Source organism: Rouxiella badensis (assembly GCF_026967515.2).
GTDB lineage: Bacteria > Pseudomonadota > Gammaproteobacteria > Enterobacterales > Enterobacteriaceae > Rouxiella > Rouxiella badensis.
Window position 1 is genome coordinate 3,785,957 of the sequence record NZ_CP114062.1, and the last position, 16,448, is coordinate 3,802,404.

Sequence of the window (16,448 nt, forward strand, 5' to 3'; positions counted from 1 at the left end):
TAAAGAGCAGTGCCGCTGTTCGCAATGAATCTTATGCGGCGCGGGAGGTGCATAATACGCTTTCCCGCTGAAGAGTCAAGAATTTTCTTTCGAATTTTTTCTTTTTCTCTTCCCAACCCGGCGACTTGGTTCTCGTTAGAGGAGTCGTTGTTCCCGGTCAGTGGAGGCGCATTATAGGGAGTTTCTGAGGGGCCGCAACCCCTTTTTTAAAAAACCCGCACGACCGCTTACTTTTTCTACAAAAAGGTTATTTAAGACCCTTTTGGACTATATTTTGACCGCTAATTTGTCAAAATCGACGGCAAACTGCTTCACCTGTTCCCAATCCGTATATTCAACTTCTTTACTGGTGTCCGTTTCTCCCTTGGTAATACGCATAATTAACTGGATCATGACTTTATCCAGCCAACCATAACGGGGATAACGCAGTGCACCGGCAAAGACGCCACACTGCGTCGGTTTCCACGGCGTCGCCAAAAGGAACTTACGCGTATAGGCGTTGGTCTGCGGAGAACGTTTCTCAGGTTTACGTGCGGTCAGGTTCACCGAGAAAAACGCTGACGGCATCGCGTTAAGCCGCTCGACGTGACGTTTCACAAACTTGTCGAGCAATGGAGAAAAGTGGCCATAGCGAATAGAAGCGCCAATCATCACCTTGCCGTAGCGAGACAAGTCGATCGCGTCGGCGTCCTGAAGGTCCATGACGTCACACTCCCCCTCTTCTTTAATAATGTTACCTATATAAGAAGCGATGGCGTGGGTCTGCCCATCTCGGCTGGAATAAAGTACCAAGGCTTTCATCCGGGTTTCCTTTCTTAATAATGAATCCATGAGCTGCTTACTCCTTCCAGAAGGTTGGGGTAAACAGGACTAACAGGGTAAATACCTCAAGGCGACCAAACAGCATGGTCACGATCAGTATCCATTTGGCGACAGAGTTCATGGACTGGAAGTTGTCCGCCACGACACCGAGACCCGGCCCAAGGTTGTTGAGCGTTGCCGTCACGGCGGCAAAGGCCGAGAAGTTATCCACCCCGGTCGCGACAATCGCCAACATGCTGACAATAAACACCAGCGCGTAGGCGGAGAAGAATCCCCACACGGCCTCAATAATACGTTCGGGCAACGCACGATTACCCAGCTTGATGGTGTAGACGGCGTTCGGATGGACCAGGCGTTTCAGCTCACGCGAACCCTGGAGGTACAGCAATAGAATACGAATAACCTTTAGCCCCCCACCCGTCGATCCTGCGCATCCCCCGATAAAGGCAGAACAGAGCAGCAGAATCGGCAGGAACAGCGGCCATTTGGAAATACTGTCGGTGGTGTAACCCGCCGTTGTCGCCATCGATACCACCTGGAAGAACGCCTGATTCAGTGTCTCAAGCCCTGAAGTATAGGTATCGTGCAGCCAGAGAACCGAGGTACACACCACCACCAGCGTAAACTGTACGCCGATGAACATGCGGAATTCCGGGTCACGCCAGTAAACCTTGATATTGCGGCCGCTGAGCAGGGCAAAGTGCAAACCGTAGTTACAGCCGGAGATAAGCAGGAAGATGGCGATGATGGTATTGATAGTACCACTGTGGAAGTAGCCGATGCTGGCATCATGGGTCGAGAACCCTCCGAGTGCGATAGTCGAGAAGCTGTGCCCAATCGCATCGAAGCCGGACATCCCGGCACCCCAGAGTGACAGCGCACAGACGATGGTCAACAGAATATAGATGAGCCACAGCGTCTTGGCGGTCTCGGCGATGCGCGGACGCATCTTATTATCCTTCAGCGGCCCCGGCATCTCGGCGCGATAAAGCTGCATCCCCCCCACGCCGAGGATAGGAAGAATGGCCACCGCCAGCACAATGATTCCCATCCCGCCGAACCACTGCAGCATCTGACGATAGAACAGAATAGCGTGCGGCAGACTGTCGAGGCCCACCAGCGTGGTCGCGCCAGTCGTCGTCAGCCCGGAAAACGATTCGAAAAAGGCGTCAGTAACAGAAAGGTTTGGATGCTCCGAGAACAGGAAAGGTAAAGCCCCCACGCTGCCGAGCACGGTCCAGAATAGCACCACGATGAGAAATCCCTCACGCGGTTTAAGCTCGCTACGCTGCTTGCGGTTGGGTACCCAAAGTAACAGGCCGATGGCCAGCGCAACGAAAAACGTCTCACTGAACGCGCGCCCGGCCCCGTCTCGATAAATTAAAGCCACTAAGCCGGGAATAATCATCGTTCCGGAGAACAGGATGACGAGTACCCCGACGATGCGGGTTATGGCACGGAAATGCATGCTGGCGCGTTCCTCAGCAGATAAATTGCGATAGATTGATCAAACAGGCTGCAAAACCAGCGAACCGCGACTGAGGTTAAAAAGTCGATTCGCTATTTCTGCCGCTTCATATGCTGGCAACGCCAGGCGCAGGTCCACGGCGGCACCGTATTCACTTTGTACTATGCTGCCACCGACCTGCTGGAGTAACGTCTCAACCATCGAGATTTGTGCATAGTCGCAGCGCAGCAAAAACTCGGTCTGTGGCACGCGTTCAATAACTGACAGCTGAGCCAATGCCAGCTGCACACCGTTACCGTAGGCGCGGACCAGGCCACCGGTACCCAGCTTTATGCCGCCGTAGTAGCGAACCACCACAGCGGTAATCTCCCCTATCCCACTGCCCATCAGCTGTCCGAGTATTGGCTTTCCGGCGGTGCCCGCAGGCTCGCCGTCATCCGAGAATCCCAGCTGTTGAGAGTCGCTGGGCGCACCCGCTACAAAGGCCCAGCAGTGATGACGCGCAGAAGGATGCTGGCTCTTCACCTGCTGGATAAACGCCTTCGCCGCTTCAACGCCCGGCGTCGGTTGCAGAAGCGTGATAAAACGACTCTTCTTTATCTCTTCGCTAATCTCGACCGACTGAGCAGGAACAGGATAAGGCTGCATCACGCCAGCTTCAGGTCGCGGGTCATGTTTTCAATACGATTATCATGGATAACAATATTGTCTTCGATACGAATCCCGCCAAACGGCTTCAACGCATCGATTTTTGCCCAGTCAAAATGATTACTGAACTGACCTTCACGCCACGGCGCGAGCAGTGATTCGATAAAGTACAGGCCCGGTTCGATGGTCAGCACCATGCCCGGCTGAACAATACGGGTACAGCGAAGATACGGATACTGTGACGGCGCGGCAAGATGAGTGCCGTTTTCGTCCTGCATGAATCCGCCGACGTCATGAACCTGTAGACCCAGCGGATGCCCCAGACCGTGCGGCAGGAAAGGTCCCGTCAGATTCTGCTCGACCATCGCCTCTTCACTCATACCCACCACCAGCCCGTGCGACTTAAGAAGACGCGCGATGCGATGATGCATCTGAACATGATAGTCGGTATAGCGCACACCGGGTTTTATCGTATCGATCAACGCCTGCTGTTCGGTATTGAGGTCCTTCACCAGCGCGGCAAAAGCATTGTCACTTTTTGCCGCGTAGGTGCGCGTCAAGTCAGCAGCGTAGCCGTTGTACTCGGCACCGGCGTCAATCAGGAAGCTACGCATCTCGGCCGGTGGGCGATGTTCAAGCGTGGTGTAATGCAGAACCGACGCGTGTTCGTTCAGCGCCACAATATTGCCGTAAGGCACTTCGGTTTCACGATGACCGGTAGCGGTCAGGTACGCCATACTGATGTCAAATTCGCTCATGCCGGAGAGGAAGGCCTCTTTCGCCGCGCGATGGCCACTCACTGCCAGCTTCTGCGCTTCACGCATACAGGCCACTTCGTAGCCGGTCTTGTAGGCGCGATGGTAGTGCAGATAATCCAGCACCGCCTTTGGATTAAGGTGGTCAGCAGAAATACCGAGGTTCAGCGCACGCGCTGGGCTGTAACCGATATACGCCACGCGAGACAAATCGGCAGGCAGCTGCGCTTTGATGGCGTCCGCTTTTGCAAGCGGCAACACCTGAACGTCTTTGGTCCAGAACGAGTCAGGCAGCGGCTCTACGCTGTGCCAGTAATCCACCGGTGAATAGAACCACAGTTTCGGCGGGTTCACGCCATCGACCCACAGCCAGCAGTTTGGCACTTGCGTGACAGGAACCCAGGCCTTGAACTGCGGGTTCACCTTGAAGGGATAGCTGTAGTCATCGAGGAAGGAAATCTGCAGCTCGCCCGAGTGAATTAGCAGGGCATCAAGCTGATTGCGGTGCAGAATTTCGAGGGCACGTGCCTGTAAAACGGCGATATGTTCTTTATAGAGTGTAGAGAGAGATTCCATCGACCTGTCCTTTACTGGATTCATACGATAAATGAAAAACGTTGCCGCATCTTATCACAGCCCGATGTCAGCCGTAGCCCCGTGGGCTTTGTGATCTTGCCTGCAAATATCAATCAGCTCATTTGCATTTCGTTAACATCAAAACCACACTCCTTTCATCTGGTCATACCAGATCATCACCGATGATTCAGGAGAGAGACATGCTCTACCAAGGCGAAACACTACACCTGCACTGGCTCGAAGACGGGATTGCCGAGCTGGTGTTTGATGCTCCAGGCTCCGTTAATAAACTCGACACTCAGACCGTTGCCAGTCTGGGCGAGGCGATTTCTATACTCGAGAAAAGTACTGAATTAAAAGGTTTACTGCTGAGTTCGGCCAAGCCCGCGTTTATCGTCGGCGCCGATATTACCGAGTTCCTGTCACTGTTTACCGCTCCGGCCGAAAAGCTGCAACAATGGCTGGGCTTTGCTAACGGCATTTTCTGCCGTCTTGAAGATCTCCCCGTGCCCACCGTATCGGCCATTAGTGGCTATGCGTTGGGCGGTGGATGTGAATGTGTATTAGCCACCGACTTTCGCGTCGCGACAGCGGATACCCGTATCGGCCTGCCTGAAACCCGTTTAGGCATTATGCCGGGCTTCGGTGGCTCCGTGCGTTTGCCGCGCCTGCTGGGCGCAGACAGCGCGTTAGAAATTATTGCGGCGGGTAAAGACCTCAGCGGCGACGAAGCCCTGAAGGTCGGTCTGGTCGACGCCGTCGTCAGCGTCGAGAAACTTCACGACTCCGCGCTAACCGTCCTGCGTGAGGCGATAGCGGGCAAGCTGGACTGGCGCGCTGCGCGTCAGCCTAAACTTTTACCGCTCAAACTCAGCCGCATTGAGGCGACGATGAGTTTTAGCGTAGCAAAAAGCATGGTGCTGCAAACCGCGGGCAAACACTATCCCGCACCGATGACCGCCGTCAAAACCATTGAAGCCGCCGCGACGCTAGGTCGTGATGAAGCGCTTGCGCTGGAAACCGGCAGCTTCGTCCCCCTCGCACAGTCTGCCGAGGCCCGTGCACTGGTGGGTATCTTCCTCAACGATCAGCTCGTAAAAAGCAAAGCCAAAAAACTAGCAGGCAGCAACGGCAAGCCTGAACAGGCGGCGGTACTGGGCGCGGGTATCATGGGCGGCGGGATTGCCTATCAGTCGGCGCTGAAGGGCGTGCCGGTCATCATGAAGGATATCAACGATAAATCGCTGCATTTGGGGATGAACGAAGCGGCCAAGCTGCTGAACAAACAGCTTGAGCGCGGCAAGATTGATGGCCTTAAGATGGCAAAGATCCTCTCGACTATCCAACCGACACTCAGCTACAGCGGCATTGAACGCGCTCAGGTTGTGGTTGAAGCCGTGGTTGAGAATCCAAAGGTCAAAGCTGCGGTGCTGGCCGAGGCCGAAGCGTTGCTTGAGAGCAACGCGGTTCTGGCTTCCAATACCTCGACCATTCCTATCGACACGCTGGCGGCGGCTCTTAAGCGCCCTGAGAATTTCTGCGGCATGCACTTCTTTAACCCGGTACACCGTATGCCGCTGGTTGAAATCATCCGCGGCAGCAAGACCTCCGAACAGACGCTGTCCCGCGTGGTGGCCTACGCCTCAGCAATGGGCAAAACGCCTATCGTGGTAAATGACTGTCCAGGATTCTTCGTCAATCGCGTGCTGTTCCCTTACTTCGCCGGCTTTAGCCTGTTGATGCGTGACGGCGCGGACTTCATTCAGATTGATAAAGTGATGGAAAAACAGTTTGGCTGGCCAATGGGCCCGGCTTACCTGCTCGACGTGGTAGGTATCGACACCGCGCATCACGCCCACGCGGTCATGGCCAACGGCTTCCCGGACAGGATGGCCAAAGACTATCGAGATGTGATTGATATCCTGTTTGACGCTGAACGTTTTGGGCAAAAAAATCAGCTTGGCTTCTATCGCTACAGCGAAGACAGCAAGGGCAAACCGCGTAAAGATCAGGACGCCGAGGTGAATACGCTGTTGGCACAGGCTGATGCGAAGCCGACGACCTTCAGCCCTGAAGAAATTATCGCGCGGATGATGATCCCAATGATTAACGAAGTCGTGCGCTGCCTTGAGGAAGGGATTATAGCCAGTCCGGCCGAAGCGGATATGGCGCTGGTCTACGGTATTGGTTTCCCTCCGTTCCACGGCGGCGTATTCCGTTATCTGGATACCCTAGGCACTGCAAAATACCTGCAGCTTACCGAACACTACGCCCATCTCGGCCCACTCTATCAGGCGCCCGACGGCCTGCGCCGCAAAGCTGAGATGAATGAAAGCTATTATCCACAGCCCGTACCCTTGGCTGATATCAACATGGGCCGTCAGGCATAAGGAGCGGAATCATGGAAAACGTAGTCATAGTGGATGCGGTTCGCACGCCGATGGGCCGCTCCAAAGGCGGAGCCTTCCGCAACGTGCGGGCCGAGGATTTATCTGCGCATCTGATGCGCGCCCTGCTGACGCGTAATGCAGCGCTGGACCCGAAAGAAATCGACGACATTTATTGGGGCTGCGTGCAGCAAACGCTGGAACAAGGCTTCAACGTGGCGCGCAATGCGGCACTACTGGCCGAGATCCCACACAGCGTACCGGCGGTCACGGTTAACCGGCTCTGCGGTTCATCGATGCAGGCCCTTCACGATGCGGCACGCACCATTATGGTCGGCGATGCGGACATCAGCCTGATCGGCGGCGTGGAACACATGGGCCATGTGCCGATGAATCACGGCGTTGATTTTCATCCCGGCCTCAGCCGCACGGTGGCAAAAGCGGCGGGCATGATGGGCCTGACCGCCGAGATGCTCGCCAAGATGCACAATATCAGCCGCGAAATGCAGGACGAATTCGCCGCCCGTTCGCACCAGCGCGCGCATGCGGCAACCGTTGCCGGACATTTTGCCAATGAAATCATCCCAACCTACGGCCACAATGCCGACGGCACGCTGATTGGCCTGGACTACGACGAGGTCATCCGCCCTGAAACCACTGCGGCGTCGCTGGCGGCGCTGCGTCCGGCATTTGATCCGGTCAATGGTACGGTGACGGCGGGCAGTTCCTCCGCGCTTTCGGACGGTGCTTCGGCAATGCTCATCATGAGCGAGTCACGCGCGGCCTCCCTGGGCATTAAGGCGCGGGCAAAAATCCGTGCGATGGCCGTAGTGGGCTGTGACCCGTCGATTATGGGATACGGTCCGGTTCCGGCAACGCGGCTGGCGTTGAAACGTGCCGGACTCTCGGTGCAGGACATCGACCTGTTCGAGCTGAACGAGGCCTTCGCCGCCCAGTCGCTGCCGTGCATTAAAGATCTCGGCTTGCTGGAGAGCATAGATCACAAGGTGAACCTCAACGGCGGCGCGATTGCGCTGGGGCATCCGCTGGGCTGCTCGGGCGCACGTATCTCTACCACGCTGCTCAACCTGATGGAACGCAAAGACGCGCAGTTTGGCGTGGCAACCATGTGCATTGGATTGGGTCAGGGGATAGCAACCGTTTTTGAGCGGGTATAGAAGAAAGGTTTCAGTGCAAGACAAGGTTGAAAGTGTGCAATTGATGTTTTTCCCGCCCTTATCAAGGGGCGGGTTTTTTTACCGATTTTTTGGCAAATCAGATAAAGGCAAACGCATCGCCGAACATGCGGTCTTCAAGCGCACCGCGCTCGGCACAGAAACGTTCGCGGGCTACTTTGGCCATCTCGAAACGACCGGCGATGTAAATGTCATGCTCGCTCAGCGATTCGAAGTCTTGCAATACCGCGCTCAGTACGTTGCCGTTCCGGCCCTGCCAGCCCTCTTCCGTCTGCTCAACAACCGGGATCACTTTCAGGTTCGGGTGTACCACACTCAACGCTTCAAGCTCACCCAAGTCGTACAGGTGCTTCAGCTCACGACCGCCCCAATAGATGGAAATATCGCGCTCAGGCTTTTGCTTCAGCGCCGTCACCAAAATGGAACGCACGTAGGAGAATCCGGTACCGCCGGCAATCAACACCAGCGGACGATCGCCATCTTCACGCAGCCAGGCATCGCCGTGCGGCAGGTCGACGTTAATCGTCTGCTCTTTCAGAATGCGATCCATCACTGCCATCGCATACAGATTCATCTCGGAAGCCCCGATGTGTAGCTCGAGATAGTTTTTTTCGTCAGGTACCGAAGCGATTGAGAACGGACGCTTGTCGCGCTCATCCATCACGACCATCAGATATTGACCGGCACGAAATGAAAAAGATGATTCAGGTTGCAGGCGAACCCGATATACGGTGTCGGTTATGGCCTCAACTGAGGACACTTTACAGCTCATTATTGTCATGCGTTCCCTCTGAGGGTCATCATTGAATCAGTGATGACAAACAGTGCCGAGCGCCGTTTGTCATCGAGAGTTTATTTGCCCGGCTTGACGTTATCAAAAATGCCCAGCTCGTCCCAGATAGCGTCAACGCGATCGCGCACTTTAGGGTCCATTACAATCGGACGTCCCCATTCGCGCTGTGTCTCACCCGGCCACTTGTTGGTGGCGTCCATCCCCATTTTGGAACCCAGCCCTGAAACCGGGGAAGCAAAATCAAGATAGTCGATAGGCGTATTTTCAACCAGAACCGTATCCCTCGCTGGATCCATGCGAGTAGTAATGGCCCAGATAACGTCTTTCCAGTCGCGCGCATTCACGTCGTCGTCACACACAATAACAAACTTGGTGTACATAAACTGCCGCAAGAAGGACCAGACGCCCATCATGACGCGCTTGGCGTGTCCGGCATACTGTTTCTTCATCGTCACAACGGCCAGACGGTATGAGCAACCTTCGGGCGGAAGATAGAAATCGACAATCTCCGGGAACTGCTTCTTCAGGATTGGAACGAAGACCTCATTCAGCGCCAGTCCCAATACCGCAGGCTCATCCGGTGGACGACCGGTAAAGGTCGAATGATAGATGGGGTCTTTGCGCTGAGTAATGTGCGTGACCGTAAACACCGGGAAGCTATCTACTTCATTATAGTAGCCAGTATGATCGCCGTAAGGGCCTTCCGGTGCCATTTCGCCCGGCTCAATGTAACCTTCGAGCACGATTTCCGCGCTGGCAGGGACTTCAAGGTCGTTAGAAATACATTTGACCACTTCCGTCTTGTTGCCACGCAGCAGGCCCGCGAAAGCGTATTCAGAAAGTGTGTCAGGAACCGGCGTCACGGCACCGAGGATGGTCGCCGGGTCAGCGCCAAGCGCAACAGAAACCGGGAAACGCTTGCCCGGGTTCTGCTGACACCACTCCTGGAAGTCCAGCGCGCCGCCGCGATGCGACAGCCAACGCATAATCAGTTTGTTTTTGCCCAGAACCTGCTGGCGATAAATGCCCAGATTCTGACGGGGCTTGTGCGGACCACGAGTCACCGTCAGGCCCCAGGTGATAAGCGGCGCGGCGTCTTCAGGCCAGCAGTGCATGACGGGGATACGCCCCAGGTCAACATCATCCCCTTCCCAGACCTCCTCCTGACAAGGCGCAGAGCTCAGGCATTTGGTGGGCATATTCAACACTTGCTTGAACTTGGGCATCTTGTCGTAGAAATCACGGAACCCACGCGGTGGCTCAGGCTCTTTCAGGAAGGCCAGCAACTCGCCCACGTCGCGCAGCGCGCTGACGTCGTCCTGCCCCATGCCCATAGCAACACGCTCGGGAGTCCCGAACAGGTTGCACAGCACCGGCATGTTATAGCCTTTCGGATTCTCAAAAAGCAGCGCCGGTCCGCCCGCACGCAGCGTACGGTCAGCGATTTCAGTCATTTCGAGGTAAGTATCAACGGGCTGGCTGATGCGTTTGAGGTCACCCTTCTTTTCAAGCAAAGACAGGAAGTCACGCAGGTCACGATATTTCATACGAGGCACGTCATTAATGTTTTATCACCAAATTTAGAGGGCAGTATAAAGCCTGTCGGCCGCCGTGGCTGCTTTTTTCAATTTTAATGGACCAAAACTGAACGACCAGCAGGATTATTTCAGGCCCGTAAGGCTGACTAATCTATTAAACACAGGTAAAGGGAACAAGGCCAGAAAGTGCTCGCGTGTCCCGATATTCCTGCGTTTCCTGTCCATGGCGGAAGACCTTGAAGCCCTCGCCTTTAGCGCTGTAATAGCTCAGCTCATTGCCTGAAACATGCAGCATGCTGCCTTCGCGCAGGGCAACAACCGACTCGGTCGGGTTCACCGCACAGAACTCGGCGAGGCGCTCATCTCGCGTTTCACCCATGTGACCGCTGATGTGAGCGTCAATGTAATGAGGATTGATCTGCACCGGGAACAGGCCCAACGCAGGCAGGACAACGGAAGAACGTACCGGCATGTCGTTGGTGGTACGGATACTTGGCGTGGCGACATTGCAGCCCGCGCTCCAACCGAGATAAGGCACTTCGCGTTCACGCACCGCGCGCTGAATCGGCACAATCAGACCTTTCTCGTGCAGCATCTGGTTCAAAAACCAGGTATTGCCCCCACTGACCAGAATACACTGCGCCTGTTCGATAGCCTCAGACGGCACGGCAGAATGATGGATGCTCTCTATCTTGATGCCCAACGACTGCTCGAGGTCGCGAGCACGTTCATCGTAGTCGCCGCGAATAATGGCGTAAGGAATAAACACCGCAGAAGTGATGTTGCGAGCCTCAAACATCGCCTTGATCTGCTGGTGCGCATAGCCGAGAAGCTGGCTATCGCCCGAAAGTTTGCCGTTGCTGAGTAGGAACAACTCCATGACTTTTCTCCGAAGATGGTTATCTTGTTGAATGTTATCATTACTACCAATGGGGGGCCGCACGCGCGGCTATTTATCCCTTAAAGCTTTTGTTATTCTCAACGTGTTCGTCACGAGGAAAATGAAAAATGGAAAGCTGGTACTTACTGTATTGCAAACGAGGTCAACATCTTCGTGCCCAGGAACATCTTGAGCGTCAACACGTTCAATGTCTGGTTCCCACGATCAAGTTGGAAAAAATGGTGCGCGGTCGCCGAACGATGGCGGATGAACCTCTATTTCCGAATTATATGTTTATCGCATTTGATCCTGAAAAAATCCATACCACGACCATTAGTGCGACCCGCGGTGTTAGCCATTTTGTCCGTTTTGGAAATCAGCTTGCCACGGTCCACCCTAAGGTTATTGAACAACTGATCAATGAACCTCCGTCTGACGTTAGGGATCCCGAGACGCCGCACGAAGGCGATACTGTTCTTATCATCGACGGAGCATTCGAAGGCCTGCAGGCTATCTATACCGAACCTGATGGCGAAAGGCGTTCTCACCTGCTGTTAAACCTGCTAAATAAACAGGTGAGACAAAGCATCAGCAATACTGAATTTCAGAAAATCTGACACATCCCGCTCTTCTGCCTCAGCTACGGCTTAAATTTTAAATAGCCGACGCGCGTTGTCGTCGGTTATTTGCGCAAGCCATACCGGGTCCTCATCTTTAGCGCGCCACAGCGCCACCTGCCTGACAATGTGCGGCAGGAAGCAGGGTTCATTACGGCGATTCTTCGGCTTGTTTTCCAAATCACGCGGCAATAAGTACGGCGCATCTGTCTCTAGAAGCAGGCGATCGACTGGGATCAGCGGTAGCATCTCGCGCAGCTCCAGCCCGCGTCTCTCGTCACATACCCAACCGGTTATACCGATCGACAGGCCCAACGATAAATAGTGTTCAAGCTCTTGCTGGCTGCCGGTAAAACAGTGCAATACGGCACCCGGTAACTTTGGCAGCCAGGGCGTGAGCAGCTCGGCAAAACGCGGATGTGCATCACGGCAGTGGAGGAACACCGGCAGCGACAGCTCGGCGGCCAGGGCAAGCTGTGCCGTAAAGGCGCGTTCCTGATCGGCAGGCGTTGAGAAGTTGCGGTTAAAGTCTAAACCGCATTCGCCAATGGCGACCACGTTGGCTTCGGCGGCTAAAGCGCGGATTGCCTGCTCAACGCGGCTGTCCCACTGACTCGCCTGATGAGGATGCACGCCCGCCGTTGACCAGCAATAATCGGGGTATTGCGCCGCCAACGTCTGTGCCTGCTGGCTTTCTTCGAGCGAGGTGCCGGTAATCAGCATGCCGCTCAGCCCCGCCTCTTCGGCGCGCGCCACAACCTCTGCACGGTCTTTATCAAATTGATTACTGGTTAAATTCAGGCCAATTTCAAACATACTGTCTCTCAAAAAAGAAACCGCCCATCGGGGCGGTTTGTTAATCTTGTTTTATCGCTTAGGACGCATCAGATTCGCTGTCCACGTCTTCGTCCTGATTATCACGACGACCTTTCCCCACATAGTAGCGGGCAAAGAACACGCCAATCTCAAACAGGCAATACATCGGTATCGCCAGCAGAGTTTGCGAGAAGACGTCTGGTGGCGTCAGCAGCATAGCGACCACGAAGGCACCAACCAGCACATAAGGACGTTTTTTGCGTAAATCCTGAGGATTGGTTACGCCGGTCCAGCACAGCAAGATGATAGCGATAGGCACCTCGAAAGACACGCCGAAGGCCATAAAAATGGTCATCACGAAGTCGAGATACTTATTAATGTCCGTCGCAATCTCTACGCCAGCCGGTGCGGTTTTCGCAAAGAATGCGAAAGCCAGCGGAAACACCAGGAAGTAGGCAAACGCCATGCCGAGATAAAACAGGAAGGAGCTTGAGATAAGCAGTGGCATCATCAAACGGCGTTCGTGCTTGTAAAGCGCCGGTGCCACGAAACCCCACACCTGATAAAGGATGAAGGGAGCCGAGACAAACACCGAAACAATCATAGTCAGCTTGATAGGCGTAAAGAATGGCGATGCCACGTCCGTCGCAATCATACTGGCGCCTGATGGCATCACTTTGATCAATGGAGCAGAAACCAGGTCGTAAATATCATTGGCGAAGTAAACCAGCGCCAAAAACACCACAATCACGCAAATAATAGAATTCAGCAGACGCTTACGCAGTTCTATCAGATGGCTGATAAGCGGTTGTGTATCATCAACAGCCATGTTTAGCGTTCACCCGTTGGTTGTGAAGAAGGAGCAGGTTTCGCCGCAGGAGATTCAGCAACGTGTGCCGCCGATGCAGGAGAGACGCCTTCATCGAAGTGCGCCTCGGCATCTTTGAGCACGGGGTTATGAATCGTGTTTCCGTCTTTCGCGTCGGCAATTGCCTGGTCAGCCGGGCTGAGGTTCTCATGAATTGAACGCTTCATCGAAGAAGCCGCCTCTTTCAAATCATCGATAGACGATTTGATTTCAGGCGACAAATTCTTTAATCCGGCCTCTTCTGCCTTCTTCAGGCTGTCCTGCAGTTCCTGCAGTTTCAGCTCCTGATTCAGTTCATTTTGCACCGATGCTGCCATCGATCGTAGTGTACGGATCCAGCCCGCAACAGTTCTTACCGCTACAGGTAAACGCTCCGGCCCAAGCACGACCAGACCAATAACGAATACCAACAGCAGTTCACTAAACCCAATGTCGAACACGGCTTATACCTGCTCTTTGTTTTGACTCTTAGTTTCTTCTGCTTTCGTTTCCGGCTTGCTGCTATTGATAGACTTGGCCGAAAAATCTGCATCAGACCCGTTTATTTCAGTGTCTTTGTGCGTCTTGGTCGTATCTTCGTCGTTCATGGCTTTCTTGAAGCCCTTGATCGATGCGCCAAGGTCGCTACCGAGGCCACGCAATTTCTTGGTACCGAACAGCAGCACCACGATGACCGCGATGACCAGCCAGTGCGTTAGGCTAAATGCACCCATGGTATTTACCTCAATTTTTAAGCACTCGCCGTACCTGAGCCTTTGGCTCCCGGTCGTTGAGTGCTGGAATTAATGACTGCCGCAGAGGCGACGCATAACTTCATTTTTGTTTTATCGGCTACTCGGTCTGTCCGGTTCGTCTCCATCCGATAATCCATGAGACCAGCCCCGCAGCAATCAGCCATACAGGGTAAATCTCAACCTTGCCCAGCATTAATACCGTACCGCTGATGAGCAACGTTGCTCCAACGCCGAAAAGATAGCGCGATTGGCCCTGACGTTCATTCTGCGTTTGTAACTGATTAGTCAGTTTTTCAATATTGTGCTGCATAAGTTGATGCTGTTTAAGGCTGTCATATACCAGCTCGGGAAGCTCGGGAAGCTTCTCAATCCAGAATGGAGCACGTTCTTTAAACGCACGAACCATTGCCGGCAGGCCAACCTGATCGCGGATCCAGCTTTCCAGGAAAGGTTTTGCCGTGGTCCAGAGATCGAGCTGTGGATAGAGTTGTCTTCCAAGGCCTTCAACGTAAAGCAGAGTTTTTTGCAGCAAGACCAGCTGCGGCTGCACCTGCATGTTGAAGCGTCTGGCGGTATTAAACAGGTTTAACAATACGTTACCGAAAGAAATTTCTGCTAGCGGCTTTTCGAAAATGGGTTCACATACGGTACGAATAGCAAACTCAAACTCTTCAACGTTTGTGTCACGAGGTACCCAGCCAGAATCGACATGCAGCTCGGCAACCTTACGGTAGTCACGGTTGAAGAATGCAATAAAGTTCTCGGCCAGATAACGCTTATCGTCTTTGTTAAGCGATCCAACTATGCCGCAATCTATAGCTATGTAGCAAGGATCTTCAGGCGTTTCATAGCTAACAAAAATGTTACCCGGATGCATGTCGGCGTGAAAGAAGCTGTCACGAAATACCTGGGTGAAAAATACCTGAACGCCGCGTTCGGCCAACACTTTCATGTTGGTGCCCTGCTTTTCCAACGCAGCCACGTCGGAAATCGGGATACCGTAGATGCGTTCCATTACCAGCAGCCGTTCACGGCAGTAATCCGAGTACACTTCAGGAACATACAGAATTGGGCTGTTTTCAAAGTTGCGACGTAGTTGAATAGAGTTAGCTGCTTCTCGCAGCAGGTTCAGCTCATCCAGCAGCGTCTTTTCGTACTCTCTAACCACTTCACGAGGTCGCAGACGACGACCGTCTGGCAACAGCTTCGATACCCAGCCTGCAAGACGCGACATCAGACGCGTATCGGCCTTGATAATCGGCATGATGTCAGGGCGGATAACCTTGAGGACCACTTTTTTGCCGTTCTCTTTGAGAACTGCCGTATGAACCTGCGCAATAGAGGCCGAGGCCAGCGCATTCTGGTCAAAATCGTCAAACCAGGTTTCGATAGGCCCACCCAGCGCCAGCTCAATATGTTTACGAGCCAGTGCGCCGTCGAACGGAGCGACGTGGTCCTGCAGCAGAGCAAGCTGATCGGCTACGTCAGGCGGGAAAAGATCGCGGCGCGTCGAGAGCATTTGGCCGAATTTGATCCAGACCGGGCCAAGTTCTTCGAGAGCCAGACGCAGACGCGAACCAAGCTGTTTATCTTTGTGACGAAAAGGGATCCAGAAGAACAGATAACGCCCCAGTCTCAGGGGCAATGTCAGTTTAATCTTGGGGATCAGTTCATCGAGGCCATAAGTGAGAAATACCCGAATAATCAGATACAGGCGACGCATTTCACCTGGAGTCATCAATTCCCTCCCAGTAGTTTGTTAATGCGGGCTTCCAGCGCAAGGGCCTGACGTTCAACGGCAGAAACTTCATCGTTAAACCAGGCAGCTTCTAGTGCGCCCGGCGCAAGCTTCCACTCTTCAGTGAGTGCCTGAGCTATCTGTCCCTGATGCTTTTTAACACCAGACGTCAGAAAGCGGAAGCCTCCCGCTATCGCCTGGCTAATGCCCTGCGCGGCGATGTCGCCGATGTAAGGTGCCAGCAATTCAGCCGGTTCCCACTCGGACATGTCCATCAGAGCCGAGAATTGCTGCACCACCTGAATGTCGCCTTCGACGTTTAAGTCGCCGCTGCGAATCAGAGGAGCCAGCTGCTGCCGGTCACGCAATTTACGCAGCACGGACAGGCGTGAGATGACGGTACAGTCTGCCTCACCATCCCATTGGCCTACCACGTCAATTTTTTGCTCACTGAAGATTAGCGTCAGCGGTGAACTCAGTTCCTGCAGTTCGATACGTAAGACCTTGCCAGCCAGACGAAGCCTCGCGGCCTTCATACTGCGATCCTTAAACAACAATTGATTAAGGGCGGTCTCGATGGCAGCAGTTAATAACGGAGTCAACAACATCGGC

Annotated in this window: 15 protein-coding genes and 1 pseudogene; 3 read left to right on the forward strand and 13 right to left on the reverse strand. The window is 53.9% G+C overall.

The genetic code is table 11. From position 1 onward, the window contains the following. Window positions 1-267: 267 nt before the first annotated feature. From hemG to pepQ, 4 genes are read right to left on the reverse strand one after another with little or no spacing between them, the layout of a single operon-like run. Window positions 268-801 carry a menaquinone-dependent protoporphyrinogen IX dehydrogenase gene (gene hemG, locus O1V65_RS17440; protein WP_017494392.1) on the reverse strand — a complete coding sequence of 178 codons (534 nt, stop codon included), beginning with the start codon at window positions 799-801 and terminating at the stop codon, window positions 268-270. Between the two features lie 37 nt (window positions 802-838). Then, window positions 839-2,290: a Trk system potassium transporter TrkH gene (trkH, locus tag O1V65_RS17445; protein WP_017494391.1), complete on the reverse strand. Its 1,452-nt coding sequence runs from the start codon at window positions 2,288-2,290 to the stop codon at window positions 839-841. Between the two features lie 39 nt (window positions 2,291-2,329). After that, the gene (locus O1V65_RS17450) at window positions 2,330-2,938 is read right to left on the reverse strand and encodes an IMPACT family protein (RefSeq protein WP_017494390.1); all 609 of its coding nucleotides are present in this window, start codon (window positions 2,936-2,938) and stop codon (window positions 2,330-2,332) included. Continuing rightward, window positions 2,938-4,269: a Xaa-Pro dipeptidase gene (gene pepQ / locus O1V65_RS17455; protein ID WP_165429844.1), complete on the reverse strand. Its 1,332-nt coding sequence runs from the start codon at window positions 4,267-4,269 to the stop codon at window positions 2,938-2,940. The genes O1V65_RS17450 and pepQ overlap by 1 nt, the downstream gene beginning before the upstream one ends. A gap of 200 nt (window positions 4,270-4,469) precedes the next feature. Here pepQ and fadB point away from each other — a divergent pair, with 200 nt between their 5' ends. Further along, the gene (gene fadB / locus O1V65_RS17460) at window positions 4,470-6,659 is read left to right on the forward strand and encodes a fatty acid oxidation complex subunit alpha FadB (RefSeq protein ID WP_084912523.1); all 2,190 of its coding nucleotides are present in this window, start codon (window positions 4,470-4,472) and stop codon (window positions 6,657-6,659) included. An 11-nt stretch (window positions 6,660-6,670) separates the two neighbouring features. Continuing rightward, window positions 6,671-7,834, forward strand: coding sequence for an acetyl-CoA C-acyltransferase FadA (gene fadA, locus O1V65_RS17465; protein WP_165429845.1), 1,164 nt, complete (start codon window positions 6,671-6,673; stop codon window positions 7,832-7,834). A 97-nt stretch (window positions 7,835-7,931) separates the two neighbouring features. Here fadA and fre read toward each other — a convergent pair whose 3' ends face one another. The 3 genes from fre to pepE all read right to left on the reverse strand — a co-directional run bounded on the left by fre (window position 7,932) and on the right by pepE (window position 11,063). Further along, complete coding sequence (fre, locus tag O1V65_RS17470) at window positions 7,932-8,633, reverse strand: NAD(P)H-flavin reductase (RefSeq protein ID WP_026110626.1); 702 nt, start codon at window positions 8,631-8,633, stop codon at window positions 7,932-7,934. 71 nt (window positions 8,634-8,704) lie between these two features. Next, the gene (ubiD, locus tag O1V65_RS17475) at window positions 8,705-10,192 is read right to left on the reverse strand and encodes a 4-hydroxy-3-polyprenylbenzoate decarboxylase (protein ID WP_017492551.1); all 1,488 of its coding nucleotides are present in this window, start codon (window positions 10,190-10,192) and stop codon (window positions 8,705-8,707) included. A gap of 145 nt (window positions 10,193-10,337) precedes the next feature. Then, complete coding sequence (gene pepE / locus O1V65_RS17480) at window positions 10,338-11,063, reverse strand: dipeptidase PepE (protein WP_269129901.1); 726 nt, start codon at window positions 11,061-11,063, stop codon at window positions 10,338-10,340. 128 nt (window positions 11,064-11,191) lie between these two features. On the opposite strand from pepE, the gene rfaH reads away from it, so the two are divergent. Beyond that, window positions 11,192-11,680: a transcription/translation regulatory transformer protein RfaH gene (gene rfaH / locus O1V65_RS17485; RefSeq protein WP_084912521.1), complete on the forward strand. Its 489-nt coding sequence runs from the start codon at window positions 11,192-11,194 to the stop codon at window positions 11,678-11,680. Window positions 11,681-11,710: 30 nt separating this feature from the next. Here rfaH and tatD read toward each other — a convergent pair whose 3' ends face one another. The 6 genes and pseudogenes from tatD to ubiJ all read right to left on the reverse strand — a co-directional run bounded on the left by tatD (window position 11,711) and on the right by ubiJ (window position 16,444). Beyond that, entirely contained in the window at window positions 11,711-12,496 is a 786-nt protein-coding gene (gene tatD / locus O1V65_RS17490) for a 3'-5' ssDNA/RNA exonuclease TatD (RefSeq protein WP_269129902.1), read from the reverse strand. A 58-nt stretch (window positions 12,497-12,554) separates the two neighbouring features. After that, on the reverse strand, window positions 12,555-13,325 hold the full coding sequence (gene tatC, locus O1V65_RS17495; protein WP_017492555.1) for a Sec-independent protein translocase subunit TatC: 771 nt from the start codon (window positions 13,323-13,325) through the stop codon (window positions 12,555-12,557). 29 nt (window positions 13,326-13,354) lie between these two features. Continuing rightward, window positions 13,355-13,804, reverse strand: a pseudogene (gene tatB, locus O1V65_RS17500) (Sec-independent protein translocase protein TatB); the annotation flags it as partial. A gap of 3 nt (window positions 13,805-13,807) precedes the next feature. Beyond that, a complete protein-coding gene (gene tatA, locus O1V65_RS17505; protein ID WP_017492557.1) occupies window positions 13,808-14,077 on the reverse strand; it encodes a Sec-independent protein translocase subunit TatA in 270 nt (89 codons plus the stop codon). Between the two features lie 118 nt (window positions 14,078-14,195). Next, a complete protein-coding gene (gene ubiB / locus O1V65_RS17510; RefSeq protein ID WP_017492558.1) occupies window positions 14,196-15,836 on the reverse strand; it encodes a ubiquinone biosynthesis regulatory protein kinase UbiB in 1,641 nt (546 codons plus the stop codon). Continuing rightward, window positions 15,836-16,444 carry a ubiquinone biosynthesis protein UbiJ gene (ubiJ, locus tag O1V65_RS17515; protein ID WP_017492559.1) on the reverse strand — a complete coding sequence of 203 codons (609 nt, stop codon included), beginning with the start codon at window positions 16,442-16,444 and terminating at the stop codon, window positions 15,836-15,838. The genes ubiB and ubiJ overlap by 1 nt, the downstream gene beginning before the upstream one ends. Between the last annotated feature and the right edge of the window lie 4 nt (window positions 16,445-16,448).

Coding starts and splice junctions, on each gene's coding strand:
- ubiB (WP_017492558.1), bottom strand. CDS start 15,836: ATGACTCCAGGTGAAATGCGTCGCCTGTATCTGATTATTCGGGTATTT.
- ubiD (WP_017492551.1), bottom strand. CDS start 10,192: ATGAAATATCGTGACCTGCGTGACTTCCTGTCTTTGCTTGAAAAGAAG.
- tatA (WP_017492557.1), bottom strand. CDS start 14,077: ATGGGTGCATTTAGCCTAACGCACTGGCTGGTCATCGCGGTCATCGTG.
- rfaH (WP_084912521.1), top strand. CDS start 11,192: ATGGAAAGCTGGTACTTACTGTATTGCAAACGAGGTCAACATCTTCGT.
- trkH (WP_017494391.1), bottom strand. CDS start 2,290: ATGCATTTCCGTGCCATAACCCGCATCGTCGGGGTACTCGTCATCCTG.
- pepE (WP_269129901.1), bottom strand. CDS start 11,063: ATGGAGTTGTTCCTACTCAGCAACGGCAAACTTTCGGGCGATAGCCAG.
- ubiJ (WP_017492559.1), bottom strand. CDS start 16,444: ATGTTGTTGACTCCGTTATTAACTGCTGCCATCGAGACCGCCCTTAAT.
- tatC (WP_017492555.1), bottom strand. CDS start 13,325: ATGGCTGTTGATGATACACAACCGCTTATCAGCCATCTGATAGAACTG.
- fadB (WP_084912523.1), top strand. CDS start 4,470: ATGCTCTACCAAGGCGAAACACTACACCTGCACTGGCTCGAAGACGGG.
- pepQ (WP_165429844.1), bottom strand. CDS start 4,269: ATGGAATCTCTCTCTACACTCTATAAAGAACATATCGCCGTTTTACAG.
- fre (WP_026110626.1), bottom strand. CDS start 8,633: ATGACAATAATGAGCTGTAAAGTGTCCTCAGTTGAGGCCATAACCGAC.
- hemG (WP_017494392.1), bottom strand. CDS start 801: ATGAAAGCCTTGGTACTTTATTCCAGCCGAGATGGGCAGACCCACGCC.
- fadA (WP_165429845.1), top strand. CDS start 6,671: ATGGAAAACGTAGTCATAGTGGATGCGGTTCGCACGCCGATGGGCCGC.
- O1V65_RS17450 (WP_017494390.1), bottom strand. CDS start 2,938: ATGCAGCCTTATCCTGTTCCTGCTCAGTCGGTCGAGATTAGCGAAGAG.
- tatD (WP_269129902.1), bottom strand. CDS start 12,496: ATGTTTGAAATTGGCCTGAATTTAACCAGTAATCAATTTGATAAAGAC.